The following is a 24379-nucleotide window of genomic DNA, read 5'->3' on the forward strand; positions in this document are numbered from 1 at the left end:
AATAGCCGGATTACCTGTTCGCATCCCGCCAGCGCGCATCCGCCCGCGCAGCCAGCCCTCTCCGGAGTAGCCCCCACGTGGCCGTCAGCAGTTTCGACTTGTTCAAGATCGGCATCGGTCCGAGTTCGTCCCATACCGTCGGCCCGATGCGTGCTGCCGCGCGCTTCGTCCAGCGCTGGCTGGTCGAGGGCGGCAATGGCGACGGCAGCGACCTGCAGCGCACTGCGCGCATCCGCGCCGAGGTCTTCGGCTCGCTGGCGCTGACCGGCCGCGGCCACGGTACCGACAAGGCGGTGCTGATGGGACTGGAAGGGCACCTGCCCAACGCGATCGATCCGGACATCATCCCGCCGGCGCTCGAGCGCATCCGCAACAGCAAGCGCATCCACCTGCACGGCGAGCACGAGATCGGCTTCGACGAGAAGCACGACCTCATCATGAACAAGCGCCAGAAGCTGCCATTCCATACCAACGGCATGCGCTTCACCGCGTTCGACGCCGCCGGCGACGTGATCGCCACGCGCGACTACTACTCCGTCGGTGGCGGCTTCGTGGTCAACCAGGACGAGGCGGCCGAGGACCGCATCGTCGCCGACGAGACCGAGCAGCCCTACCCGTTCGGTTCCGGCGACGAACTGCTGGCGCGGGCGCGCGAGAGCGGCCTGACCATTGCCCAGCTGATGTACGCCAACGAAAAGGTCTGGCGCACGGCGGAAGAGATCGATGCCGGTCTCGACGAGATCTGGGAGGCGATGCAGGCCTGCGTCGGCCGCGGCATCCGCGCCCACGGCACGCTGCCCGGCGGCCTGCACGTGTCACGCCGCGCGCCGACCCTGCACGCCGAGCTGACATCGCGTCCGGAAGCGGCCATGCGCGATCCGCTGACGACGCTCGACTGGGTCAACCTCTACGCCCTGGCGGTCAACGAAGAGAACGCCGCCGGTGGCCGCGTCGTCACCGCGCCGACCAACGGCGCCGCCGGCATCATTCCGTCGGTGCTGCACTACTACGACAGGTTCTGCCCGGGCGCGAACATCCAGGGCGTGCGCACGTTCCTGCTGACCGCCGCCGCGGTGGGCATCCTCTACAAGGAAAACGCCAGCATCTCCGGCGCCGAGGTCGGCTGCCAGGGCGAAGTCGGCGTGGCCTGCTCGATGGCGGCCGCCGGCCTCACGGCGGCGATCGGCGGCACCTCCAGCCAGATCGAGAATGCCGCCGAGATCGGCATGGAACACAACCTCGGCCTGACCTGCGACCCGATCGGCGGCCTCGTCCAGATTCCGTGCATCGAGCGCAATGCGATGGGCGCGGTCAAGGCGATCAACGCCAGCCGCATGGCGATGCGTGGCGACGGCAAGCACAAGGTCAGCCTCGACAAGGTCATCAAGACCATGCGCGACACCGGCCGCGACATGCAGGACAAGTACAAGGAAACCTCGCGCGGTGGCCTCGCGGTCAACGTGATCGAGTGCTGAGCGCCCCGTAGCCCGGGTAAGCGCAGCGCACCCGGGTTCCGCACCAGGCATCCTGCAGACGGCCGCCGCCGGCAGGGGCCAAAGCCCCTCACACACCGCCAACACGCCGTTCCCGGCACTGTGGTTACCATCCGCCACAGGCCAGCCGGAGTGTTGCCCATGCCAGCCCGAGTGAGTCGTCGCGACTTCCTCAAATGCACCGTCGTCGCGGGCATCAGCGTGTATATCGCTGCACCGGGCAGCGCCGCGCTGGCCGCGCTGTTCGAGCAGCAGCGCCTGCGGCCACTGCCCTGGGATCCTGGCACCGGCAAGATCCGTTACCGCATCGACGCAACCGCCAAGGTCACCGGCGAGAAGGTCTTCAGCTTCGACATGCGCGGCCGCGACCTGCCGGGCTGGCCGGATCAGCAGGCGCACGCGATGCTGCTGCGCGCGACCCGCGCCGACCGCGCCTACGCCGGCTTCGATCTGTCGATGCTCGGCGATGCACTGCGGCCCGATCGCGTCGTCACGGCCGCCGACCTGCAGCGCGACGGCGTGCAGTTCCCGCCGTTCTACGGCGAGGACATGCTGCTGCCGGAGGGCAATACGCCGGCCTATCTCGGCCATGCCGTCGCCCTGCTGGTCTGGCACGACTTCGCCCGTTTCCGCGCCGCCAAGACCACTCTCAAGTTCCGCGACGACATCGTCCGTTACGGCGCCAGCACCGGCCCGCTGGAGCGCGATCCGTGGGCCGCCTTCCGCTACGTCCGCGTCGGCGGCGCGACCGCATTCGACGACGATGCCTATTCCAGCCTGAAGGACACTCCCCTGTTTCCGTCGGGCTACAGCAAAAAGCGCCCGCTGTGGCCGCAGGCCAATCCGCGCGGCGGACTCGATGCCCAGGGCGCCGCCCACGCCGCCACGATCGCAGCGGCGCTGGACGCGCCAGGCGACGACCAGCTGGTGCTGCAGCGCGAGTACTTCTCGCAGTCCATCGACACCGCCGCGCTCGAACCCGACAACGGCAATGCCTGGTTCGACGCCGCCAACGCCACGTTGCACCTGGTCGTGGCCACGCAGTCGCCGCAGGAAATCGCCGAGGATGGCCCGCGCGTGCTCGCCGCGAGCGGGCTGAACGTGAAGAACCTGGTGCTGCATCCCTGCTACACGGTCGGCTACGGCTCCAAGGACCACACCCCGTTCCCGTTCTACGTGCTGATGGCCGGCCTGTACGGCGACGGCCGGCCGGTGCGGCTGGCCAATGATCGCTACGAGCAGTTCCAGTCGAGCCTGAAGCGGCACAGTTTCCGCATCCGCTATCGCATCGCGGTCGATCGCAAGACCGGCAAGTTCGGGATCTTCCAGGGCGACATGGTCGGCGACGGCGGCGGCCGCCTGAATTTCTCGCCATCGGTGTGCCTGGTGGCGGCAACCGCGGCGCAGTCGATCTACTACTTCCCGCAAAGCGACCTGGCCAGCACGGTGATCTCCTCGCGCGCGCTCGATTGCGGCTCCGCGCGCGGCTACGGCACGCTGCAGAGCATGGGCGCGACCGAGATGCTGGTCGACGAAGTCGCCGCCGAGCTCAAGCTCGATCCGATCGAGCTGCGCCAGCGCAATGTGTTTACTACCGGCATGAAGAACACCCAGGGTGCGATCCCCGGCGGCGCACAACGAGCCGACGAGGTGCTGGCCCAGTGCCGCGCGCATCCGCTGTGGCGCGACCGCGACAAGCGCAAGCGCGAGTACGAAGCGACGCATCCGGGCAAGCGCCATGGCATCGGCTTCGGTTGCGTGCAGAAGGATTTCGGCACCGGTGCCGAAGCGGCGTTCGTCGAGGTGGCCTTCGCCCCGGACGGTCGCCTGCTGCTGCGCCACATCGGTGTCGACATGGGCACGGGCATGGCGACCAGCCAGTCGGCGCTGTGCATTCCGTGGCTGGGCAAACCGGCCGACGACGTTCGCACTGGCGAGACGCACTGGCCGGAACTGCCGATGATCGCGACCGGCGACCCGTGGCTGATGCAGCAGGCCGAGCAGGACCGCAATGTCGGCAACCCACGCTGGACGCCGCACGTCTGCAGTCCGAGCAGCGCCAGCAACTCGGCGTACTTCTTCAGCCATGCCACGCGCGAGGCCGCACGGCTGTTGTTCACGCAGGGCCTGTGGCCCGCGGCCAGGGCGATATGGAGCGAGGGCTTCGGCGGCGGCCAGCTGGCACCGCTGGCGATTCGACGTGAGGACGCCCACTGGGTCGATGGCCGGCTCACCGCCGGCGGCCTGGCCGGACTGCCGCTGCAGCAGCTTGTCGCCAAGGCCTACGAACTTGGCCTGGCCACCGGTGCGATCGTCCACACGTTCAACCGCTGGCAATGGGCCGAAGCCGATTTCCCGCTCGACGGCGAAGACGCGCGCCTGCCACTGGATGCCATCGCCCTGCGCTGGGGCGCGGAAGGAAGCACCGGCAAGGGCACCGCCACGGCCAACGGCTATCGCATGATCGAACGCACCCGCGTGTTCTACCCGCCGACCCAGCGCAACAACGCGGGCGTCGTTTACTACAGCGCCATCGGCACGATCGCGGAAGTCGCGGTCGACACGGCCAGCGGCAAGGTCGAGCTGATCAATCACCATTCCGTGCTCGAGTGCGGCAACCCGATCGTTGCCGAACTGGTCTCCGGACAGCTGCAGGGCGGCCTGGCGATGGGCATCGGCCACGCCCTGCACGAATACCTGCCGCTGTACGAAGACGGCCCCGGTGACGGCACCTGGAACTTCAACCGCTACACCCTGCCACGCGCCGCCGATGTCGCGGTGTGGAAGCAGACTGGCGAAGTGTTGCCGGCGCTGTCGGCCAGCGACCCGCCCAAGGGCATGGCCGAGGTGGTGATGATCGCGGTGGTGCCGGCGATCGTGAATGCCATCGCCCACGCCACCGGGCTGCGCTTTCGCGAACTTCCAGTGACCGCCGAGAAGGTCCGCGCCGCCCTGGTCGCCGGCCGTGTGCAGGAGCAGACGGCATGAGCACGATTCCAGCCAGGCGGCGCCCCCTGTCGCTGCAGGTCAACGGCGTCGCCCACGGGCCCATCGACGTGCCCGAGGACATGATGCTGGTCGATGTCCTGCACGAGTACCTGGGGCTGACCGGCACGCGCTTCGGCTGCGGCCAGGGTGAATGCCGCGCCTGCACCGTGATCGTCGACGACGAGCGCGGCCCGCGCGAAGTGCGCAGCTGCATCACCGGGGCACACTATTTCGACGGCAAGCGCATCCGCACGGTCGAAGGCCACGCCAGGCGCGATGACGCCGGCACGATCGTCGAGCTGTCCCCGGTGCAGCAGGCCTTCCTCGATCACTTCAGCTTCCAGTGCGGCTACTGCACGCCCGGCTTCGTCAACGCCGCCACGGTACTGCTCGAACGCCTGCGCAAAGCTCCCATCAGCAACGACCAGGTCGAGGACACGATCAGCGAGGCGTTGAATCCGCACCTGTGCCGCTGCACCGGCTACGTGCGCTACTACCAGGCAGTGAAGGCGCTGGTGCTGGCCACGCCCGGCCTGGTCAAGGGCGGCCTGGTCGAGGGCGGCAAGGAGCGCGCGCCATGACCCGCGTCGGCTGGAAGCGCATCTTCGCCTGGCTGTTGCTGATCGTCGTGGCCGTGCTGCTGATCGGCTGGATCTCACGCTGGTGGTCGAACCGCGGACCGGTCCAGAAGGTCCAGGCGACGCCCGCGCAGATCGAGCGCGGCCGCTACCTGGCCGATGCGGCCGACTGCGCCGGCTGCCATACCGCGCACGGTGGCGCACCACTGGCCGGCGGCGTTCCGCTGCATTCGCCATTCGGCACGATCCACGGCACCAACATCACCCCCGACGGCGAGCACGGCATCGGCCGCTACACCGCCGACGATTTCTTCCACGCGCTGACCCACGGCGAAGCGCGCGACGGCCATCAGCTGTACCCGGCCATGCCGTACGTGTCGTACCGCACGATCAGCCGCGCCGACAGCGATGCGATCTACGCATTCGTGATGAACCAGCCTGCGGCGAACGTGCCCAACCGCAAGAACGGCGTGCGCTTCCCGGCCAACATCCGCACCGCGCTGCATGGCTGGAACCTGTTGTTCGCGCACCCGCAGGTGCGCTCCGCTTCGCAGGGCAGCAGTGCCGAATGGAAGCGCGGACACTACCTGGTGGAAACCCTGGGCCACTGCGGCGAATGCCACAGTCCCCGCGGCTTGCTCGGCCAGATCGACCGCGACCGGCCGATGGCCGGCAGCACCAAGCTCGGTCGCTTCGCCGCGCCCGACATCACTCCGCAAGGGCTGGCCGCTCGCGGCTGGGACGCGGCCTCGCTGCAGCAGTACCTGGCCACCGGGGTCAGCGCGCAGGCCGTGGCATCGGACGAAATGCTGCGCGTGGTCGACCTGTCGACCAGCCGCCTGCGTCGCGAGGATGTGCACGCAATCGCGGTGTATCTGCTCGGCGACGCGCCGCTGCCGCCGAAGACCGTGGCGAGGGCCGCGACGACTGCTGGACCCGGGCAGCGGCATTACCTGGACCTTTGCTCGGGTTGCCACGGACGTGATGGCGAAGGCGTACCCAACGTCGCGGTGAGCCTGCGGCGCAACACCGCCGTGCACGACAGCAACCCGCACAACCTGATCGTGGCGATTCTCGACGGCTTGCCCGTGCACGACTTCCCCGGGATTGCGCGGATGCAGGACATGCCAGGCTTTGCCGACGACCTCGACGATGCGCAGGTGGCCGCACTTGCTACCTGGTTGCGCCAGCGCCACGGCGCCCAGGCGACTGCGGTCGACGCGTCGGCGGTAGCCGAACTGCGGAAGCAGCGCTGACCCAATGCCCGGATTCCCGGCCCTCCCTTCGCGTTGCGAACGGGAGCAGCGAAGCTGTGGCCTCACGCTGGCGTCTGTCCTGAGCCATGTCCGTCGCCCGGGCATGTTGTCTACAAGCCAATTGTTAAGACGGCGACTTTCCTACGCTATAACGCGTGACAATCCCAGCCGTTCGTCGCCTTCCTGCCCAATGCGCGGCAGAAAATGTGCGCTACGACACATATCTCGCTGACCTGAGCTGACAACGTTGTCAGAAGACGCGGCCAGGACGGCCGTCGACCTTCCCGGAGGCGAGGCGTGCTGGACCAACCACGTTTGGACCCGTCAGGCCCGGATCGGCACCACTCCGTCGGCGCCGACCGATCGGCGCCGCCATCTCCCCTCCCGCGCACGCAGGCACCGCCGCGTCGCCGCATGCATTTCCGCAAGGAAATAGGAGCCTGCCCGGAAGGGCCGGCATGTGTGGTGGTCAATCTCGTATGGGAGGGATGCTCGTGAGATACGCATCAGGGAAAGCTGCACGACCCGCCGGTCTATTGCTGTCCGGCTTGCTCGCACTCGTTGCCTTGCCAACTGCCCAGGCCCAGTCCGCATCCTGTGCGGCGGTACCGGCCTGGAACTCGTCGACGATCTACAACCCGGGCGACAAGCTCGTCTACCAGAACCACCTGTACCAGGCCAACATCCAGATCTGGAACGCGCCACCGACCCACTGTCCCAGCTGCGGCTGGTACCAGGACCTCGGCGTATGCGGCACCGGTGGCGGCAACCAGGCCCCCACCGTGAGCCTGACAGCACCGGCCAATGGCGGCAGCTACAGCGCCGGCAGCAATATCGCGGTGACCGCCAATGCCGCCGACAGCGACGGCAGTGTCAGCAAGGTCGAGTTCTTCCGCGGCACTGCCTCGCTCGGGGTCGACACCAGTGCGCCTTATGCGGTGACCTGGTCGAACGCCGTTGCGGGCACTCATGCCTTCAAGGCCATCGCCACCGACAACCTGGGCGCCACGACGACGTCGGCCACCAGCACCATCACGGTTGCCGGTACGCCACCGGTCGACACCACGCCACCCAGCGTGCCGACCGGACTGGCCGCCAGCGCGCTTTCGTCGAGCAGCATCGGCCTGAGCTGGAACGCCTCCACCGACAACACCGGCGGCACCGGCGTAGCCGGCTATGACGTCTACAGGAATGGCAGCCTGATCGCCTCGCCAGCCGGCACCAGCTACACCAGCAGCGGCCTGGCTGCGAGCACGACCTATTCGTTCACCGTGCGCGCCCGCGATAACGCCAGTCCGGCCAATGCGTCGGCGCAAAGTGCAGCGGTCAGCGCGACCACGCTCACCGGCGGTGGCGGCACCGGCAACAAGCGCGTGATCGGCTACTTCGTGCAGTGGGGCATCTACAGTCGCAACTACCGCGTCAAGAACATCGACACCAGCGGTTCGGCGGCGAAGATGACGCACATCAACTACGCCTTCGGCAACGTCCGCAACAACCGCTGCGAAGTCGGCGTCACCCAGGCCTCCGATCCGAACACCGGCGTCGGCGGCGATGCGTTCGCCGATTACACCAAGGCGTTCGGTGCCGGCGAGAGCGTCAGTGGCACGGCCGACACCTGGAACCAGCCGCTGCGTGGCAGCTGGAACCAGCTCAAGCAACTCAAGGCCAAGTACCCGAACCTGAAGGTGCTGATCTCGCTGGGCGGCTGGACCTACTCGCGCAACTTCTCCAGCGCCGCCAGCGCGGCCAACCGCCAGGCTTTCGTCGCCTCGTGCGTGGATGCCTACATCAGGGGCAACGTGCCGGTGACCGACGGTGCCGGTGGTCCGGGCGCGGCTGCGGGCGTGTTCGACGGCATCGACATCGACTGGGAGTACCCGGTTGCCTGTGGCCTGAGCTGCGGTACGGCTGCAGACAACGCCAACTTCACCGCGCTGCTGGCCGAGTTCCGCCGCCAGCTCGATGCGGTGCGGCCGGGCCTGCTGCTGACCATCGCCGCAGGTGCCGGTGTCGACAAAGTCCGCGTCACCGACCCGGCGACCTACTCGCAGTACCTCGATTACATCAACGTGATGACCTACGACTTCCACGGCACGTGGGATGCGCAGACCAACCATCACTCGTCGCTGTTCGACTCGCCCAACGATCCGTCCACGGGCGACCAGAAGTTCTACAACAGCAACGATGCGATCGAAGCGTTCCTGAGCCGTGGCGTGCCGGCGTCCAAGCTCAACATCGGCATTGGCTTCTACGGTCGCGGCTGGACCAACGTGCCGAACGTCAACAACGGCCTGTACCAGAGCGGCACCGCCGCGCCGGGCACGTATGAAGCCGGCAACGAGGACTACAAGGTGCTCAAGGACCGCCCCGGCACGATCTACACCGATGCCAACGCGCGTGCGACCTGGAAGTACGACGGCAACACGTTCTGGAGCTACGACACGCCGGCCCTGGTCACCGAGAAGATGGGCTACGTGAAGGCGCAGAACCTCGGCGGTGCGTTCTTCTGGGAGTTCAGCGGCGACGACGCCCAGGGCACGCTCGTGAACACGATGAGCAACGGACTCAGATAACCCCCTCTCCAGAACCCTCCTCGGGTTTTGACCCTCAGCGCCGATCCCCGATCGGCGCTCTTTTTTTGGGCCGCGCCCGGGGCGGCTATATAATTCGCCACCCCATGCGCCACTCCCCCTTCCACCGTCGAATGAGCCTGCTGGCGCTGGCCACCATGCTGCTGCTCCTGCTTATGCCGACGGTCGGTCGATTGCTGGCCGGCGTGTCCGGCGCACGCGACGGCGGCGTGTGGACGCAGATGTGCACCATGGCCGGCCTCAAGCTGGTCAAGGTGTCCGCGGGCGCTGCCAACCCGCTGGATCCGGTCACGCCCAACCCCGGCGGCGACCTGCCGATGCAGGACTGCGCCTACTGCCCCGTGCTCAACACGCTGGTCGCACTGGTGCTGTGCGTGGTGTTCGCGCTGGCCGCGGCGCAACGGCAACGCCAGGCGCCACCGCGACGCACCGCGTTGCCAGGAGCACGCTGGCATCCCTGCGGCCTGGGCTCGCGCGGCCCGCCGCTGGCCCTCTGAACCACAAGGCCTGGCCGCTACCGGCGGCTATCTGATACCCGCATGCAGCGATGACGCCGCGTGCACTTGTGCTTTGGAGTTTCCATGCCATCCCCATTCCCGTCGTCGTCGCGCCTGTGCGCGGCGATCCCGGCCGCGCTCGCCTGCGCGCTTCCCTTTGTCGCCCGGGCCGATGATGCCGCCAACGCCGACGCGACCACCCTCGACCGGATCGAAGTCGCTGCCTCCAACCACCCGCTCGACGCTTCCGCCGCCGCCGGCACGCGCCTGAAGCTGAGCCTGCAGCAAACCCCCGCCTCCATCACCGTGGTCGACCGCAAGACCATGGACGATCGCGGCGTCCGCAACACCCAGGAAGCGCTGTTCGGCATCCCGGGGCTGGCAGTGGCCTCGCCACCCGGCAATGGCAATGCCGTGACCTGGCGCGGCTTCTCCGGCGCGCAGATCGCGCAGCTGTTCAACGGCATCGGCGTGCAGTACGACGCGATCGCCGCGCGGCCGGTCGATGGCTGGATCTACGAGCGGGTGGAGGCGATTGGCGGTCCCTCGAGCTTCCTGCACGGCGCCGGCGCGGTCGGCGGCTCGATCAACTACGTCAGCCGCCTCGCCCGGCTCGATCGCGACAGCACGCAGCTGCTCGCTACGGCGGGTTCGTTCGGCAGCGGCATGCTCGCCGGCGGAACCAACCAGCGCATCGGTGGCGAAGATGCGCACAACGCCATCCGCGCCGACGCGGCGTGGTCGCATACCGACGGCTGGGCCGACCGCAACCAGCGCGAAGCCACGACGCTGGCGCTGTCGTGGCTGGATCAGCTGACCGGCAACCTCAGCCATACCCTCGCCCTGGAATACCAGGACGAGGACAGCGAGCGTCCGTACTGGGGCACGCCGACCTACCGCGACGACGGAACCCTGCGGATGGTCGACGGCACCCGCACCAGCAACTACAACGTCGCCGACGGCCACTACGGCCAGCAGGTGCTGTGGGCGCGCTCGCTGCTGGAATGGCAGGTGTCGGACCAGACCGGGGTCCGCAACACGCTCTACCACTACGACGCACTGCGCGACTACCGCAACGTCGAGTCCTACCGGCTGACGCCCGACCGGCACGGCGTGATCCGCTCCGGCGCGCTGCTGCAACGCCACGACCAGCAACTGTTCGGCGATCGCGTCGAGTGGTCGCATGAAGGCACGCTGGCGACACTGCCTACGCAATGGAGTGCTGGCCTGGACGTGAGCTACAACCGGCAGACGCGTTTCCCGCTGTCGCTGCCCGGCGTGGTCGACACGGTACCGCTCGCTGCGGTGACGCCCGGCAGCTTCTTCGACGTGCCCGGCGCCGGGCAGGTCTATCGCCCTGACCGCACCAACCGGCTCCACACGCAGGCACTGTTCGTCGAGAACCTGACGCATCTCAATCCGCGACTGTCGCTGCTGACCGGGCTGCGCCATGACCGGATCGACCTGGACGTGGTGAATCACCGCGCAGCCAGCGCGACCAACCCGGCGCGCTTCCAGCACGACTACGCACCGACCACCGGACGCATCGCGCTCGACTACGCGTGGACGCCGGCCCTGAGCACCTACATCCAGGTCGCCACGTCGGCCGATCCACCCGCGGGCATCCTCACCACCGCCAACTTCGCCACGCTGCGCGACTTCGACCTCAGCACCGGCCGGCAGGAGGAGATCGGCGCCAAGTTCCAGTCCGGTGATGGCTGCCGTTTCGCCACGCTGGCCGCGTACCACATCGTCCGCGAAAACCTGGCGGTCACCGATCCGGCCAATCCGGGTCAGACGCTTCCGGTCGGCCAGCAGTCCTCGCGCGGCGTCGAGCTGGCCTTTGGCATCAAGCCGCTGCAGGGGCTGTCGATCGACGGCAACCTGGCCTGGGTCGATGCCACGCTCGACGACTTCTACGAAAGCGTCGGTGGCGTGCCGGTTTCGCGCGCGGGCAATCGCCCGACCAACACGCCTTCGCGCGTGGCAAACCTGTGGCTGGATTACCTGATCGCACCGCAGTGGAGCGCGGGCCTGGACCTTCGCGCGCTGTCGTCGCGTTATGCCGATACCGCCAATACGACCCGGGCCGCGGGGTATGGCGTGCTGGGTGCGCACCTGCGCTGGCAGGTCGATCCGGCCACCAGCGTGACCGTGCGTGGCCGCAATCTCGCGGACCGCGACGTCATCACCTACGCGCTCAGTACCGACATGGTCTATCTCGGCGAGCCGCGTTCGTGGGAGCTGGAGCTGCGCAGGGAATTCTGAGTGGCGATGCCCGGGGCACTATCCTGCCCCGGGCATGCGATGCGGCGGTTACTTCTTGAGCGCCTTCACGGCGTCGAGGGTTTCCTTGACGTGCTGGTTCGGATTGAGCTCCGAATAGGCATGCACGATGGTGCCCTGCTGCGAGATCACGTACGACGTACGGTCCGACCATTCCGGCTTCTGCGCGAGGATCGCGTCGTACTGCTTGGCGATCTTGGCGCCGTTGTCGGCAGCAACGGGGAACTTGCCGCCGCAGTGTTCGGTTTCCTTGGAGAACGCCGCCAGTTCGCTGGTGTTGCCGGCGGTGACGCCGATCAGGGTCGCGCCCTGATTCTTGAACTGATCGGCTGCCTCGGAGAACAAATGCGCCTCGAGGTTGCAGCCTGGCGTGTGCGCGGCCGGGAAGAAGTACACGACCACCGGGCCCTTCTTCAGGGCGTCGGCGAGCTTGAAGGTGAAGGGCTCACCGGCGAGGTAGGCCGGGGCGCTGAAATCGGGAGCCTTGGCGCCTTCCTTGAGGGCGGCGTAGGACGGTGCGGCAACAGCGACGGCGGCGATGAAGCCGGCGACGGACAGCTTGAGCAGGGAGTTCATGGCGGACGTCCGGGTGGCGGGTGCGGCATACGATAAGGCCCCAAAGGTTAAAAAGCCCACCACGTAACCCGTAGCCCGGGCTACGTGTGATTGCACAACCGCAGCGCGTCGTCGAGCAGCCCTGCTGCGGTGACCTCGGCGCCTGCTCCCGGCCCCTGGATCACCAGCGGCTGGTCGCAATAGCGGTCCGACCAGATCGCCACGCGATTGTCGGTGCCGGCACCGCCGGCAAGCGGATGGTCGGCCGGCAGCGACTCCAGGCCGACCCGCGCGACGCCATCCTGCAGCCGGGCGATGAAGCGCAACTTCTCGTGCCGCTTGTAGGCGCTGGCGTAACGGTCGCGCAGTGGCACGTCGAGCGCCGGCAAGGCGGCATCGAGCGCATCGCGCGACAGCACCGCCAGTTCCGGCGGCACCAGCGAGGTGACCTCGACATCACCGGCATCGAGTTCGACACCGGCGCTGCGGGCGAGGATCAGCAGCTTGCGCCGCACGTCTTCGCCGGAGAGGTCGTCGCGTGGGTCAGGTTCGGTGTAGCCGGCATCGCGCGCCTGCCGTACCAGCGCGGAAAACGGCCGCATGCCGTCGTAGTGGTTGAACAGCCAGGCCAGCGATCCGGACAGCACGCCGGCAATGGAGTGGATGCGATCGCCGCCCGCCTGCAACTCGCGCAGCGTCCGCAACAGCGGAAGCCCCGCGCCGACCGTGGCGCTGTCGCCGTAACCGGCATCGCCGATCGCCGCGGCGGCGCGGATCGATCGCCAGCGCGAGAGCGAGGTGCCCTGCCCGATCTTGCAGGCGGTGGCGACGTGGATTCCCTGCTGCAGCCAGTGGGCGTGGCGCTCGGCGACGACCTCGCTGGCCGTTGCATCGATGACGATGCGGGCGCCATCGCCTTTCAGCGCGGCGTCGATCGTCTCAAGCGAGCTGCGTTGCGGCGCCAGCGCCAGCCGCTGCGCCGCCTCGGCGGGCGCCAGGCCGGACCGGTCGCTGGCCGCCTTGCGCGAGTTGGCGACGTGCACCAGCTGCAGCCGCTGGCCAAGGCTGTTTCCCTGCCACGACGCCAGCCGTGCCAGCACTGCGCTGCCGACCGTGCCGGTGCCGAGCAAGGCCACGCGCGCCGGCGCATGGCGCGGTTGCGCGGCGACGGCGCGGGCGACGTCGAGCGCGGCGGCACTCATCGTTTGGCGCGCTCAGCCGTGGCAACGGCAGTCCCGGCACGGGCGAGCGCGGCCTCGATGTCGGCGACCAGGTCGTCGGCGTGCTCGATGCCGATCGACAGGCGCAGCAGGCCATCGCCGATGCCGGCGGCAGCGCGCGCCTCGGCCGACATCGCCGCATGCGTCATCGTCGCCGGGTGCGCGATCAGGCTTTCAACGCCGCCGAGCGACTCGGCGAGAGTGAAGCACTCCAGTCCGTCGACGAACGCACGCACGGCCGCCTCGCCGCCTTCCAGCTCCACGCTCAGCATCGCGCCGAAGCCAAGCTGCTGCCGCGCCGCCAGGGCGTGGCCGGGATGCGACTCCAGCCCCGGGTAATGCACGGTGCGCACCGCCGGATGGCCGTCGAGCAGCGCAACCACGGCTTCGGTGTTCTCCTGGTGCACGCGCAGGCGTGCATCGAGCGTGCGCAGGCCGCGCAGGGTCAGGAAGCTGTCAAACGGCGAGCCGGTCAGGCCAAGCGCGTTCGCCCACCAGACCAGCTGCTGGTGCTGCTGGGCATCGCGCGCGACGACCGCGCCACCAACCACGTCGCTGTGACCATTGATGTACTTGGTGGTCGAATGCAGGACGAAGTCGGCACCGAACGTCAGCGGCTGCTGCAGCGCCGGCGACAGGAAGGTGTTGTCGACCACGGTCAGCGCGCCCTTGGCCTGCGCGGCTTCGATCACGAAGCGCAGGTCGGTGATGCGCAGCAACGGGTTCGAGGGCGTTTCGATCCAGACCACGGTCGGGTCGGTGGCCAGCGCATCGGTCAGCGAGCGCGGATCGGTGAGGTCGGCGGTGATGAGCTCGAAGGCGCCCTTCGCTGCCAGCGCGTTGAACAGGCGCCAGCTGCCACCGTAACCATCGTGCGGCACCACCAGGCGGTCGCCGGGCTTGAGCAGCGCGTGCAGCAACAGCGTGATCGCGCCCATGCCGGTGGCGGTGACGACACCGCCGGCGCCGCCTTCCAGTTCGCTCAGCGCGTCGGCGAGCAGGTCGCGGGTCGGGTTGCCGCTGCGGGTGTAGTCGTACTGCCGCTTCTCGTTGAAGCCGGCAAAGCTGAAGTTCGACGACAGCACGATCGGGGGCGTGACCGCGCCGAATGCGGTATCGCGGTCGATGCCGGCGCGGACGGCGGCGGTACAGCGGTTGCGCGTGCTCATGCCAGCACCTCCGTGCGTGCATCGGCGACACAGTCTTCAAGCGCCTCGCGCAGGACCGCGGCGACCTCGGCTTCCTCCTTGAGGAAGGCATCGTGGCCATAGAGCGATCGCAGCACGCGCAGGCGGGTTTCGCCGCGCAGGCGCTCGACCAGGTCGTAGGCATCCGGCAGCGGCACCAGGCGATCCTCGGCAACCGCGACCACCGTCACCGGCAAGCGGATCGCGCCCGGGTCGACGGCCTGCAGGTCGATGGATTCCGACAGGCGCAGGTAGGCCGTCGGCGAGGTGCGCTCGACGTAGGTCGCGCCGCAATGGTCGAGGTAGTCCTCGGCCCCGACACGGACCCGGCCGTCGCTGACCTGGGCGGCTTCGAATCGCGCAGCGAACTCCTCGGGGGTGCGGTAGCTGAGGATAGCCAGCTGGCGTGCCAGCGCGAGGCCATGGGTTTCGTCGCACTGCAGCGCGCCGAGCGCGACCGCGCGGCGCTGCAATGCACGCCAGGCGCTGGCATAGGGATGGGCGCGGTGGACACCGCTGATGGCGACGAGCTGCTGCAGGCGCTCGCCATGGCGGACGGCGAACTGCAGGCCGACCATCGCGCCGTACGAACAGCCGACGAATGCCTGCAGGCGGTCGATGGCAAGCACGTCCAGCAACGCGGCGATCGCGTCGGCCTGGTCGGCCGGGTCGATCGGCGCATCGAGGCTGCCATCGGCGCCGAGCCAGTCGAAGGCCACCACGCAAAGCTGGCGCGGATCGATCGTGCGACCTTCGCCGACCTGGGCCTGCCACCAGCCGTTCTCGCCGAAGGCATGGCTGGCAGCGACATGGCGATGCGCGGAGATGCCGCCGGCAACGAACACCGCCGGCAGCGCGCGATCACCGAGGATCTCGTAACGCAGCGTCACGCGCTGGCGTCCGGCATGCAGCAGCGGCAGCTCGATCGTGCAATCGCCGCGCTCTGCGGCAACGGCGGGAGCACCCGCGCCTTTCACCCATGCGGTGGCGTGGGCGATCGCATCCAGCGTGGCTGCTGCGTCATGGGCGCTGTGGCCACTGTGGTCATGGGCGGCGGCGGCGGGGGTGTTGGCAAGACTCATGGCGTGCATCCGAAGTGACGGGGCCATCGAGCCTGCGAGTCGCGGTGCACCCGGCCAGCGATCGGCGGGGCGCACTCACAACCATCTTCCGACCGGCGCGGACGCCTGTCGCAGGAATTGGCACCTTCACCTCACTGCCCCATTGCCTGGGGTGGTGGGTTGGGTTGCCCCGGCTTCAAAGGGCCTGTCCCTCTGCCGGTCTCGATGGATGGCCGCAGTCTGCCAGCGTCTGCCGGCGAGTGTCAATCGCTCTATCCGCATATAGCGATTTATTATTTCGGTCACGTCTTGGCGCCACATTGTTAAGGCCACGCGAATACACTTCGTCCATGACGCCACGCCTCCTTCCCCCCGTCGCCACCGCAGTCATGCTGGCGAGCCTCATCTCCGCCTGTTCCACCACCCGCCCGGCCGCCGCGCCGGCGCAGGAGGCTGCTGCCGCTCCGGCCGTGGCGCCGGCGGTACAGACCGTGTTCGAGCGCTATGTATCGGCCGAAAGCCCGCAGGACGAACTCGACTCGCTCGCCACCTGGACCAGCGAGGACGGGCGTACGCTGCTGATCGCGACGGCCAAATCGACCCACCGACTGGTGGTGTTCGATGCCGACACCGGCAAGCGCCTGCGCGAGGTCGGCAACGAAGGCAAGGCACCGGGCGAGTTCGACCGCCCGAACGGCGTCGCCGTCTACGGCGACTACCTGTTCGTGGTCGAGCGCGACAACCACCGCGTGCAGGTGTTCACCCTGCCCGACTTCAAGCCGCTGGGCATTTTCGGCGACAAGGAACTTCGCAGCCCCTATGGCATCTGGCTGACCGAGACCGAGCCGGGCGAGCTGGAGGTGTATGTCACCGACAGCTTCATGTACGGCAAGAAGTTCGACGAAGTGCCGCCGCTGCCCGAACTCGACCAGCGCGTGCGCCGCTACCGCGTGCAGTTCGACCAGGCCGGCCGCCTGCGCAGCAGCTATGGCGGTTCGTTCGGCGATACCAGCGAGGCCGCCGGCCTGCGCATGGTCGAGTCGATCGCCGGCGACCCGGGCAATGACCGCCTGCTGGTCGCCGATGAAGACCGTCGCCACGAATCGACCCTGCGCGAGTACAGCTTCAGCGGCAAGTACACCGGCCGCAGCCTGCCGCAGGACAGCTTCGCCGCCGAAGCCGAAGGCGTGGCCCTGTGGACGTGCGCCAACGGCGGCGGCTACTGGATCGCCGTCGACCAGCTGGCACCGCTGACGGTTTTCCACCTGTTCGACCGGACCACGCTGGCACCGCGCGGCAGCTTCGAGGGTGAAGTCACCGCGCACACCGACGGCGTCGCCCTGCACGCTGCCTCCACCGCGGCGTTCCCGAATGGGGCGCTGTTCGCCGTGCACGACGACAAGTCGGTGACAGCGTTCGATCTGTCCGAGGTCGTGCGCGTGCTGGGCCTGTCGGCGGACTGCACCCGCTAGCGCCATGGCCACCAGGCGCCACCTGGCAGCAGCAACGATCGGCATCGCGACGGTGCTGGTCGCGTTCGCCGCGGGCGCGGCCAAGGTCTATCGCTGGACCGACAGCAACGGCATCACCCATTACGGCGACCACGTGCCCGATGCGTCCACGACGCAGGTGCGCGCGATCCCCGTGTACACCGAACCCAGCGCGATCGCGCGCCTGCGCATCGAGAACGACGGCGACCGCTACCTGGCGTTTGCCGACAACCGCCTGTCGGGGCCGATCGAGGTGCAACTCGATTTCAGCCGCAGCGACAACGTGGTCGGACGGCCCTTGCTCCCGGCCCGCGCGACGGTGGCCGCGCGCGGCAGCGCGCTGGTGGCCGTGCTGCAATCGGCCGACCCGGAGCGCGGCTTCGGCTTCGAACTGCAGATGGAAAGCCTGCCTGGTGACCCCAGCGCGCGACCGCAGAACGTCGACTACGTGCTGCCGTTGCAACAGGAGGCGTTCCGCATCGACCAGGGCTACGGCGGCCACTTCAGCCACAACGATGGGCAGAGCCGCTACGCGGTCGACTTCGCTGCGGCCATCGGCACGCCGGTGCTGGCCGCGCGCGGGGGCGTGGTGATGCAGGTCGAGTCGGACTTCGACAAGGCCGGCCTCAACCTCGAACGCTTCGGCGGCCGCGCCAACTTCGTGCGCATCCTCCACGACGACGGCAGCATGACCCTGTACGGCCACCTCAAGGCCGACGACGGCGTGCTGGTGCGGGTCGGCCAGCGCGTCCGCGCCGGCCAGCAGATCGGCCTGTCCGGCAATACCGGCTTCACCACCGGCCCCCACCTGCACTTCGCAGTGCAGGTGAACCGGGGCATGCGCCTGGAGTCGATTCCGTTCAGGATGCAGGGACCGACGGGTCCACTGCGGATTTCCGGGGGCCGGGGCGGCCTGTAGGCCGCGTATAATCGCCCCCCTCACCCGCTTCCCCATTCGCGGACCGGTCGCCCGACCCGCCCGCCGCCGCCATGTCCGACGTTTCCCTCGAAGCCGCCCGCCGCCGCACGTTCGCGATCATTTCGCATCCCGACGCGGGCAAGACCACGCTGACCGAAAAGCTGCTGCTGTTCGGCGGTGCCATCCAGATGGCCGGCTCGGTCAAGGGCCGCAAGGCCGCGCGCCATGCCACGTCGGACTGGATGGCGCTGGAAAAGGAACGCGGCATCTCGGTGACCAGCTCGGTGATGCAGTTCCCCTACGAGGGCCGCATCGTCAACCTGCTCGACACCCCCGGCCACGCCGACTTCGGCGAGGACACCTACCGCGTGCTGACCGCGGTCGACTCGGCGCTGATGGTCATCGACGTGGCCAAGGGCGTCGAGGAGCGCACGATCAAGCTGATGGAGGTGTGCCGCCTGCGCGACACGCCGATCATGACCTTCATCAACAAGCTCGACCGCGAGGGCAAGAACCCCATCGACCTGCTCGATGAAGTCGAGTCGGTGCTGGGCATCCAGTGCGCGCCCATCACCTGGCCGATCGGCATGGGACAGCGCCTGAAGGGCGTGGTCCACCTGGTCACCGGCGAAGTGCACCTGTACGAGCAGGGCCGCAACTTCACCCGCCAGGACTCCACGATCTTCGCCTCGATCGACGACCCGGCCCTGGCCGAGCGCATCGGCGAGAACATGCTCAAGGAGCTGCGCGACGAGCTCGAGCTGGTCGAAGGTGCTTCGCATCCGTTCGACCCGGCCAAGTACCTGTCGGGCGAGCAGACGCCGGTGTTCTTCGGTTCGGCGGTCAACAACTTCGGCGTGCAGCTGCTGCTGGACTTCTTCGTCGAGCAGGCGCCCTCGCCCAAGCCGCGCGAGACCACCGGTCGCGAAGTCGGCGCCTACGAGCCCAAGCTGACCGGCTTCGTGTTCAAGATCCAGGCCAACATGGACCCGCAGCACCGCGACCGCGTCGCGTTCATGCGCGTGTGCTCGGGTGCATTCCACGCCGGCATGAAGGCCTTCCACGTGCGCACCGGCAAAGAGGTCAAGCTTGCCAACGCGCTGACCTTCATGGCCTCCGACCGCGAGATCGCCGAGAGCGCATTCCCGGGCGACGTGATCGGCATCCACAACCACGGCACCATCTCGATCGGCGACAGCTTCACCGAAGGCGAGGCGCTGAATTTCACCGGCATCCCCAACTTCGCCCCGGAGCTGTTCCGCCGCGCCCGCCTGCGTGACCCACTCAAGCTCAAGCAGCTGCAGAAGGGCCTGGCGCAGTTGTCGGAGGAAGGTGCCACCCAGTTCTTCCGCCCGCTGATGAGCAACGACCTCATCCTCGGCGCGGTCGGCGTGTTGCAGTTCGACGTGGTCGCCTACCGCCTCAAGGACGAGTACGGCGTCGACGCCAGCTTCGAGCAGGTCGCCGTCTCCACGGCGCGCTGGATCCGCTGCGACAACGACAAGAAGCTGGAAGAGTTCCGCGACAAGAACGCGATGAACCTGGCCATCGACGCCGCCGGCCAGCTGGTCTACCTGGCGCCGACGCGGGTCAACCTGCAGCTCGCGCAGGAACGCGCACCGGACGTGACGTTCATGGCCACGCGCGAGCACGCGCACGCCACCGCGATCGACTGAGGTCGCGCGGTGCCGGCCTGGGCAGCGTGGTTACTGGCGTTCAATGCCGTGACCGTGCTCGTTTACGGCTACGACAAAGCCATCGCCGGCGGCCGCCGCCGGCGAATCCCCGAACGCACCCTGCTCGGAATGGCCCTTTGCGGGGGCACACCCGGCGCACTGCTGGCGATGTGGCTGTTCCGCCACAAGACCGCCAAGCAAAGCTTCCGCAAATGGCTGGCGCTGGTGATTGTCGCGCAGCTGAGCGCGGCCATCGCACTGGTCGCGCTCACGCGTTGACTGCCGATCACGTGCGCGCCGGCAACGTCCCCACCCACTCCGGCGCCGCCTGATCCAGATCGAAGTACTCGAAGATCAGATGGATACGATCGGTCGCCCCCGCATTCTCGACCGCATGCACCGCCATGTTGCTGACCTCCACCGCCTCGCCCTCACCGAAGTGGTAACCGACCCCATCGATGAAGAACGTCACCTGCTCATTGGTCAACAGCGGCACATGGATCTTGTGCGGCCACTTCGCCGCCGGATTCGTATCGCGGTGCGGCTTGATCACACCGCCCGGCGCCATCCGCGCCAGCATCACCCGCGGAAACTCCGCACGGGCATAAGCGTACGGCGCCACGGCCTGCGCCAGCACCGGCTCGAGCAGCTCGCGCCATTGCGCCCACAGCGGCCGGTCATAGGAACCACGCCAGTCCTGGAAATCGCTGACGAAGCGGAAAACGATGTGGCGGGTGCGGTCCAGTGCCTCGAAGCGATTGGGCTTGTCGGCGTTCTCGGCATCCCACAAGGCATCGGGAATGGCCAGCACCGCTTCGCGCAGGCGGGCGATGTCGACCTGGCCCAGCGCGCGCACCGACGTCGTCTTGCGCGGGTTGGGCTGGATGGCCACTGGCGACACGGCGGGCGACTGCATGGTCAGAACTCGTATCCGAAAAGTTCCAGGTCACGCCGGTAGTACGCGGCGACGCCATCGATCAGCGCCTGGTCATAGTAGTCCCGGTAGCTGCCGCGGCGCGAACTGTTGACCTGGCCCAGTGGCGTCGAGGCGATGCCGATGCGCTCGCAGATGGCGTCGTACGAGCCCTGCATGTCCTCGACGCGGCCGATCTGGTCGGCCAGCAGCTGGCCGTCGCCGTCGGTGACGAAGGTGTGCTGCGGCTGGAACAGGATGTGCTGCGTCGGCGGCGCCTCGAACAACAGGTAACGCATCACCTGCTGCGGGTTGCTGAGGAAGGCGCCGTCGGCACGGGTCATGAATGCGCAATAGGAAACGAAGCGGTCGAACGGGTTGCGCACGAACGCGAACTTGCAATACCCCGCGAACGCCGTCTCGCCCAGGAAGGGCCGGATCTGGTCGAGGGTGATGTGGCCGTGCCTGATCGCCGCCAGCTCCTCGAACGGGAAGCGCTTGTTGACGAACAGGCCGACCTGCTCCAGGTCCGCTTCGCTCATGTGCTCGCGCAGCGCCTGCCGCACCGAATGGGTGCCGGTCTTGGGGATTGCAGCGAACACGAAGCGGTGCTGGTGGGAAATGATCATCGAAGGAAGTCTGGGGCGACTGGCGAATCATAGTGCGATGCGCTCCCCGTAGCCCGGGTAAGCGAAGCGCACCCGGGGACTTGGGGGACCGCCGACCCCGGGTGCGCTTCGCTTACCCGGGCTACCTGCCAACCCGGTCACGCCGCGCCCGCCCCCTTCAGAGCATTTGCTCCAACCTGCGCTAGGATGCTGGGGCCATGCCCACCGCACGCTCCGTCAACGACGGCTCCGCTCCCGCCACGCGCGGCACTACTTCGCTGCGCGAAGAGTTCTACAGCGCGCTCACCCACGGGCTCGGCGCCACCGCCGCGCTTGCCGGCGGCGCGGTCCTGATCACGCTGGCCGCGTTGTTCGGCGACGGCTGGCAACTCGCCGGCGCGATCGTCTTCGGCATCAGCCTGCTGCTGCTCTACCTGGCCTCGACCCTCTATCACGCGATCCAGCATCCGGTCGCCAAAGCGCGGCTGAAGGTGTTCGACCACTGCGCGATCTACCTGCTGATCGCCGGCACCTACACGCCCTTCACCCTGATCGGCCTGCGCGGTCCGTGGGGCTGGAGCCTGTTCGCGGCGATCTGGACGCTGGCGCTGGCGGGCGTGGTGTTCAAGCTGTTCTACACCGGTCGTTTCAAACTGCTGTCGACCGGCATCTACATCGCGATGGGCTGGCTGGTGGTCGTTGCAATCGAGCCGTTGCTGGGCGCGCTCGACGCCTGGACCATCGGCTGGCTGTTCGCCGGCGGTGTCTTCTACACGCTGGGCACCGTGTTCTATCACCGGCCGTCGCTGCCCTATTCGCACGCGATCTGGCACCTGTTCGTGGTCGCCGGCAGCGTCTGCCATTACGTCGCCGTGATGGCGCAGGTCGTATCGCCCACGCAGGTGATGGCCAGCTGAACTGCTCACAACGCGTTCACCCCCGCTTGACCGGTGCCCATCGAAGGTGGGGCCGTATCCATGCAGGGAGTGAAACTCGTGCCGGCACCAAACGCGCTGCCAGTGAACGTGCACGTGGCCATTGCCGCTGACCGCGGCAAGCGTCGCTGACGCATGCGCTGGCCTGGGCGCACCACCGGCAACAGCAGCGACGGGACGGCCACGCCGGATGCAGGCCGACCTTGGCCGCTGCGCCATCGGCTGTGGAGCCTGCTTGCACTGCTGGCGCTGGCGATCGTGGTGCTGATCCTGGTCTGGGACTGGAACTGGTTCCGCGGCCCGATCGAGCGCCAGGTGCAGGCGCGTACCGGCCGCGAATTCCACATCCGCGGCGATCTCGATGTCGACCTGGGCTGGACGCCACGGATCAGTGCCGAGTCGGTGAGCTTCGGCAACGCCGCCTGGTCGCGCCAGCCGGTCATGGCCGATGCCCGTCGTGCCGAGCTCGACATCGCCCTGCGCCCGCTGCTTCACGGCCAGGTGCTGCTGCCGCAGATCACACTGGACCAGCCGCGCCTGCTGCTGGAAACCAACCCGCGTGGCGGTGAAGGCAACTGGGTGTTTGGCAAACCGGGGCAGACCGACATGCAGTTCCGTCGCGTCAGCATCGGCCAGGGCCAGCTGCGCTTCCTCGACCGTCGCAAGCGCACCGACATCCGCATCGGCGTCAGCAGCTACGCCTTGCCGGACAACGCCCAGGCCGCACCGGTTGCCGTCGTCGGCGGCGGGCAGTGGCGCGGCAGTGCGTTCCGCCTGCGCGGCAATGCCGCCTCGCCGCTGCTGTTGCGCGATCGCGACGCGCCCTACCAGATCGACGTGCGCGCCTCCGCCGGCGCGACCCACGCGCATGCCCGCGGCACCCTGCTCGACCCATTGCGCCTGACCGGCTTCAACCTGCGCATGGCACTGTCGGGGCGCGACATGGCCGATCTCTATCCGCTGCTCGGCCTGGCCATACCGACCACACCGCCTTACTCGCTCGATGGCCGCTTCAGTCGCGAGGGAAACACCTGGCACTACCGTGGCTTCACCGGCCGGATCGGCGACAGCGACATGCATGGCGATGCCAGCGTCGAAACCGGGCGCGCCCGCCCGTACCTGCGTGCCGACCTGCGTTCGCAGCGCCTGGACTTCGACGACCTGGCCGGCTTCGTCGGCGGCACGCCGCAGGCCGGCCGCGGTGAAACCGCCAATCCCGAGCAGGCGGCCAAGGCGGCCAGCCGCGAAGTCAGTGCCCGGCTGATTCCCGACAAGCCCTACGAACTGGAAAAGCTGCGCGCCATGGACGCCGATGTCCGCCTGCGTGCCACGCACATCAACGCCCCGCGCCTGCCGCTGGACGACATGGACGCGCACCTGCTGCTCGAAGGCGGTCTGCTGCGCCTGCAACCGCTCAACTTCGGCGTCGCCGACGGCGAGATACGCTCCACCATCCGCATGGACGCGCGCACCAGCACCATCACCACGCGCGCCGACATCGACGCGGCCGGGCTCAACCTCGCCAAGCTGATGCCCGAGGTGAAGCTGGCGCAGAACGCGATCGGCAAGATCGGCGGCAAGGTCAACATCACCGGCGCCGGCAACTCGGTGGCGCGCATGCTCGGCAGCAGCGACGGCAGCGTGCTGCTCGGCATGGGTCGCGGCAAGATCAGCAACCTGCTGATGGAGATGGCCGGCATCGACCTGGCCGAGATGATCAAGTTCAAGCTCTCCGGCGATCGCCTGATCCCGGTGCGCTGCGGCTTCGCCGATTTCGCTGTCGATGACGGCGTGATGACCGCGCGCTCGTTCGCCTTCGACACCACCGACACCATCCTGCTCGGCTCGGGCACGATCAACCTGGGCAAGGAGACGCTGGACCTGACCATCCGCCCGCGACCGAAGGACCGCAGCCTGCTCGCCTTCCGCACGCCGCTGAAGGTCGACGGCAGATTCCGCCAGCCCAGGGTGCATCCGGACCTGGTCAAGGTCGGCCTGCGTGGCGCGATTGCATTGACCCTGGCCACGATCACGCCGCCCGCAGCGTTGCTGGCGACGCTGGAAACAGGTCCAGGCGAAGACTCCGGTTGCGGCGGTCGCTACGCGAAGTAGCGCGGCGCGGC

The 24379-nt window shown here is 68.2% G+C and carries 19 protein-coding genes and 1 riboswitch; of the genes, 13 read left to right on the top strand and 6 right to left on the bottom strand.

The window, feature by feature from the left end; genetic code table 11:
- Positions 1–77 precede the first annotated feature (77 nt).
- The 7 genes from MNR01_RS07095 (at position 78) to MNR01_RS07130 (ending at position 11674) form a co-directional block, all read left to right on the top strand.
- Positions 78–1475, top strand: coding sequence for an L-serine ammonia-lyase (locus MNR01_RS07095; protein WP_241920219.1), 1398 nt, complete (start codon positions 78–80; stop codon positions 1473–1475).
- A gap of 159 nt (positions 1476–1634) precedes the next feature.
- Positions 1635–4481, top strand: a complete 2847-nt coding sequence (locus MNR01_RS07100; protein WP_241920220.1) for a molybdopterin cofactor-binding domain-containing protein — start codon at positions 1635–1637, stop codon at positions 4479–4481.
- Positions 4478–5062: a (2Fe-2S)-binding protein gene (locus MNR01_RS07105; protein ID WP_241920221.1), complete on the top strand. Its 585-nt coding sequence runs from the start codon at positions 4478–4480 to the stop codon at positions 5060–5062. Before MNR01_RS07100 ends, MNR01_RS07105 begins: the two co-directional genes overlap by 4 nt.
- Positions 5059–6315, top strand: coding sequence for a c-type cytochrome (locus MNR01_RS07110; RefSeq protein ID WP_241920222.1), 1257 nt, complete (start codon positions 5059–5061; stop codon positions 6313–6315). Before MNR01_RS07105 ends, MNR01_RS07110 begins: the two co-directional genes overlap by 4 nt.
- A gap of 548 nt (positions 6316–6863) precedes the next feature.
- The gene (locus MNR01_RS17525; RefSeq protein WP_345779035.1) at positions 6864–8891 is read left to right on the top strand and encodes a glycosyl hydrolase family 18 protein; all 2028 of its coding nucleotides are present in this window, start codon (positions 6864–6866) and stop codon (positions 8889–8891) included.
- A 104-nt stretch (positions 8892–8995) separates the two neighbouring features.
- Positions 8996–9406 (top strand): DUF2946 family protein, encoded by a 411-nt coding sequence (locus tag MNR01_RS07125; protein ID WP_241920223.1) that lies wholly within the window; start codon positions 8996–8998, stop codon positions 9404–9406.
- An 84-nt stretch (positions 9407–9490) separates the two neighbouring features.
- Complete coding sequence (locus MNR01_RS07130; RefSeq protein ID WP_241920224.1) at positions 9491–11674, top strand: TonB-dependent receptor; 2184 nt, start codon at positions 9491–9493, stop codon at positions 11672–11674.
- A gap of 48 nt (positions 11675–11722) precedes the next feature.
- Here the strand turns inward: MNR01_RS07130 and MNR01_RS07135 are convergent, their stop codons facing one another.
- From MNR01_RS07135 to MNR01_RS07150, 4 genes are all read right to left on the bottom strand, one after another.
- A complete protein-coding gene (locus tag MNR01_RS07135) occupies positions 11723–12268 on the bottom strand; it encodes a peroxiredoxin (protein ID WP_241920225.1) in 546 nt (181 codons plus the stop codon).
- 80 nt (positions 12269–12348) lie between these two features.
- Positions 12349–13449 (bottom strand): homoserine dehydrogenase, encoded by a 1101-nt coding sequence (locus tag MNR01_RS07140; protein WP_241920226.1) that lies wholly within the window; start codon positions 13447–13449, stop codon positions 12349–12351.
- Complete coding sequence (locus tag MNR01_RS07145) at positions 13446–14636, bottom strand: O-succinylhomoserine (thiol)-lyase (RefSeq protein ID WP_241920227.1); 1191 nt, start codon at positions 14634–14636, stop codon at positions 13446–13448. The genes MNR01_RS07140 and MNR01_RS07145 overlap by 4 nt, the downstream gene beginning before the upstream one ends.
- Positions 14633–15736, bottom strand: a complete 1104-nt coding sequence (locus tag MNR01_RS07150) for a homoserine O-succinyltransferase (RefSeq protein WP_241920228.1) — start codon at positions 15734–15736, stop codon at positions 14633–14635. The genes MNR01_RS07145 and MNR01_RS07150 overlap by 4 nt, the downstream gene beginning before the upstream one ends.
- A gap of 78 nt (positions 15737–15814) precedes the next feature.
- A riboswitch (SAM riboswitch) is annotated at positions 15815–15947 on the bottom strand.
- A 118-nt stretch (positions 15948–16065) separates the two neighbouring features.
- Here MNR01_RS07150 and MNR01_RS07155 point away from each other — a divergent pair.
- From MNR01_RS07155 to MNR01_RS07170, 4 genes are all read left to right on the top strand, one after another.
- Positions 16066–17187 (top strand): phytase, encoded by a 1122-nt coding sequence (locus MNR01_RS07155; protein ID WP_241920229.1) that lies wholly within the window; start codon positions 16066–16068, stop codon positions 17185–17187.
- Positions 17188–17191: 4 nt separating this feature from the next.
- Positions 17192–18124, top strand: a complete 933-nt coding sequence (locus MNR01_RS07160) for a M23 family metallopeptidase (RefSeq protein WP_241920230.1) — start codon at positions 17192–17194, stop codon at positions 18122–18124.
- A gap of 71 nt (positions 18125–18195) precedes the next feature.
- Positions 18196–19800, top strand: coding sequence for a peptide chain release factor 3 (locus tag MNR01_RS07165; RefSeq protein WP_241920231.1), 1605 nt, complete (start codon positions 18196–18198; stop codon positions 19798–19800).
- A 48-nt stretch (positions 19801–19848) separates the two neighbouring features.
- Positions 19849–20079 carry a DUF1294 domain-containing protein gene (locus tag MNR01_RS07170; protein ID WP_241920232.1) on the top strand — a complete coding sequence of 77 codons (231 nt, stop codon included), beginning with the start codon at positions 19849–19851 and terminating at the stop codon, positions 20077–20079.
- 7 nt (positions 20080–20086) lie between these two features.
- Here the strand turns inward: MNR01_RS07170 and MNR01_RS07175 are convergent, their stop codons facing one another.
- Positions 20087–20716 carry an aspartyl/asparaginyl beta-hydroxylase domain-containing protein gene (locus tag MNR01_RS07175; protein ID WP_241920233.1) on the bottom strand — a complete coding sequence of 210 codons (630 nt, stop codon included), beginning with the start codon at positions 20714–20716 and terminating at the stop codon, positions 20087–20089.
- Positions 20717–20718: 2 nt separating this feature from the next.
- The gene (locus tag MNR01_RS07180; protein WP_241920234.1) at positions 20719–21342 is read right to left on the bottom strand and encodes a sulfotransferase family 2 domain-containing protein; all 624 of its coding nucleotides are present in this window, start codon (positions 21340–21342) and stop codon (positions 20719–20721) included.
- A gap of 197 nt (positions 21343–21539) precedes the next feature.
- Between MNR01_RS07180 and MNR01_RS07185 the strand changes: the two genes are divergently transcribed.
- Positions 21540–22238 (top strand): hemolysin III family protein, encoded by a 699-nt coding sequence (locus tag MNR01_RS07185; RefSeq protein WP_241920235.1) that lies wholly within the window; start codon positions 21540–21542, stop codon positions 22236–22238.
- Between the two features lie 153 nt (positions 22239–22391).
- Positions 22392–24368: an AsmA family protein gene (locus MNR01_RS07190; RefSeq protein WP_241920236.1), complete on the top strand. Its 1977-nt coding sequence runs from the start codon at positions 22392–22394 to the stop codon at positions 24366–24368.
- Positions 24369–24379 lie beyond the last annotated feature (11 nt).

Source organism: Lysobacter sp. S4-A87 (assembly GCF_022637455.1).
In the GTDB taxonomy this organism is placed as follows: domain Bacteria; phylum Pseudomonadota; class Gammaproteobacteria; order Xanthomonadales; family Xanthomonadaceae; genus Lysobacter_J.

Bases quoted from the DNA above. Each gene is read 5' to 3' on its own strand.
- MNR01_RS07130 (WP_241920224.1), top strand. From the start codon at position 9,491: ATGCCATCCCCATTCCCGTCGTCGTCGCGCCTGTGCGCGGCGATCCCG.
- MNR01_RS07135 (WP_241920225.1), bottom strand. From the start codon at position 12,268: ATGAACTCCCTGCTCAAGCTGTCCGTCGCCGGCTTCATCGCCGCCGTC.
- MNR01_RS07175 (WP_241920233.1), bottom strand. From the start codon at position 20,716: ATGCAGTCGCCCGCCGTGTCGCCAGTGGCCATCCAGCCCAACCCGCGC.
- MNR01_RS07150 (WP_241920228.1), bottom strand. From the start codon at position 15,736: ATGAGTCTTGCCAACACCCCCGCCGCCGCCGCCCATGACCACAGTGGC.
- MNR01_RS07190 (WP_241920236.1), top strand. From the start codon at position 22,392: ATGCGCTGGCCTGGGCGCACCACCGGCAACAGCAGCGACGGGACGGCC.
- MNR01_RS07155 (WP_241920229.1), top strand. From the start codon at position 16,066: ATGACGCCACGCCTCCTTCCCCCCGTCGCCACCGCAGTCATGCTGGCG.
- MNR01_RS07165 (WP_241920231.1), top strand. From the start codon at position 18,196: ATGTCCGACGTTTCCCTCGAAGCCGCCCGCCGCCGCACGTTCGCGATC.
- MNR01_RS07125 (WP_241920223.1), top strand. From the start codon at position 8,996: ATGCGCCACTCCCCCTTCCACCGTCGAATGAGCCTGCTGGCGCTGGCC.
- MNR01_RS07105 (WP_241920221.1), top strand. From the start codon at position 4,478: ATGAGCACGATTCCAGCCAGGCGGCGCCCCCTGTCGCTGCAGGTCAAC.
- MNR01_RS07160 (WP_241920230.1), top strand. From the start codon at position 17,192: ATGGCCACCAGGCGCCACCTGGCAGCAGCAACGATCGGCATCGCGACG.
- MNR01_RS07185 (WP_241920235.1), top strand. From the start codon at position 21,540: ATGCCCACCGCACGCTCCGTCAACGACGGCTCCGCTCCCGCCACGCGC.
- MNR01_RS07145 (WP_241920227.1), bottom strand. From the start codon at position 14,636: ATGAGCACGCGCAACCGCTGTACCGCCGCCGTCCGCGCCGGCATCGAC.
- MNR01_RS07110 (WP_241920222.1), top strand. From the start codon at position 5,059: ATGACCCGCGTCGGCTGGAAGCGCATCTTCGCCTGGCTGTTGCTGATC.
- MNR01_RS07140 (WP_241920226.1), bottom strand. From the start codon at position 13,449: ATGAGTGCCGCCGCGCTCGACGTCGCCCGCGCCGTCGCCGCGCAACCG.
- MNR01_RS07100 (WP_241920220.1), top strand. From the start codon at position 1,635: ATGCCAGCCCGAGTGAGTCGTCGCGACTTCCTCAAATGCACCGTCGTC.
- MNR01_RS07180 (WP_241920234.1), bottom strand. From the start codon at position 21,342: ATGATCATTTCCCACCAGCACCGCTTCGTGTTCGCTGCAATCCCCAAG.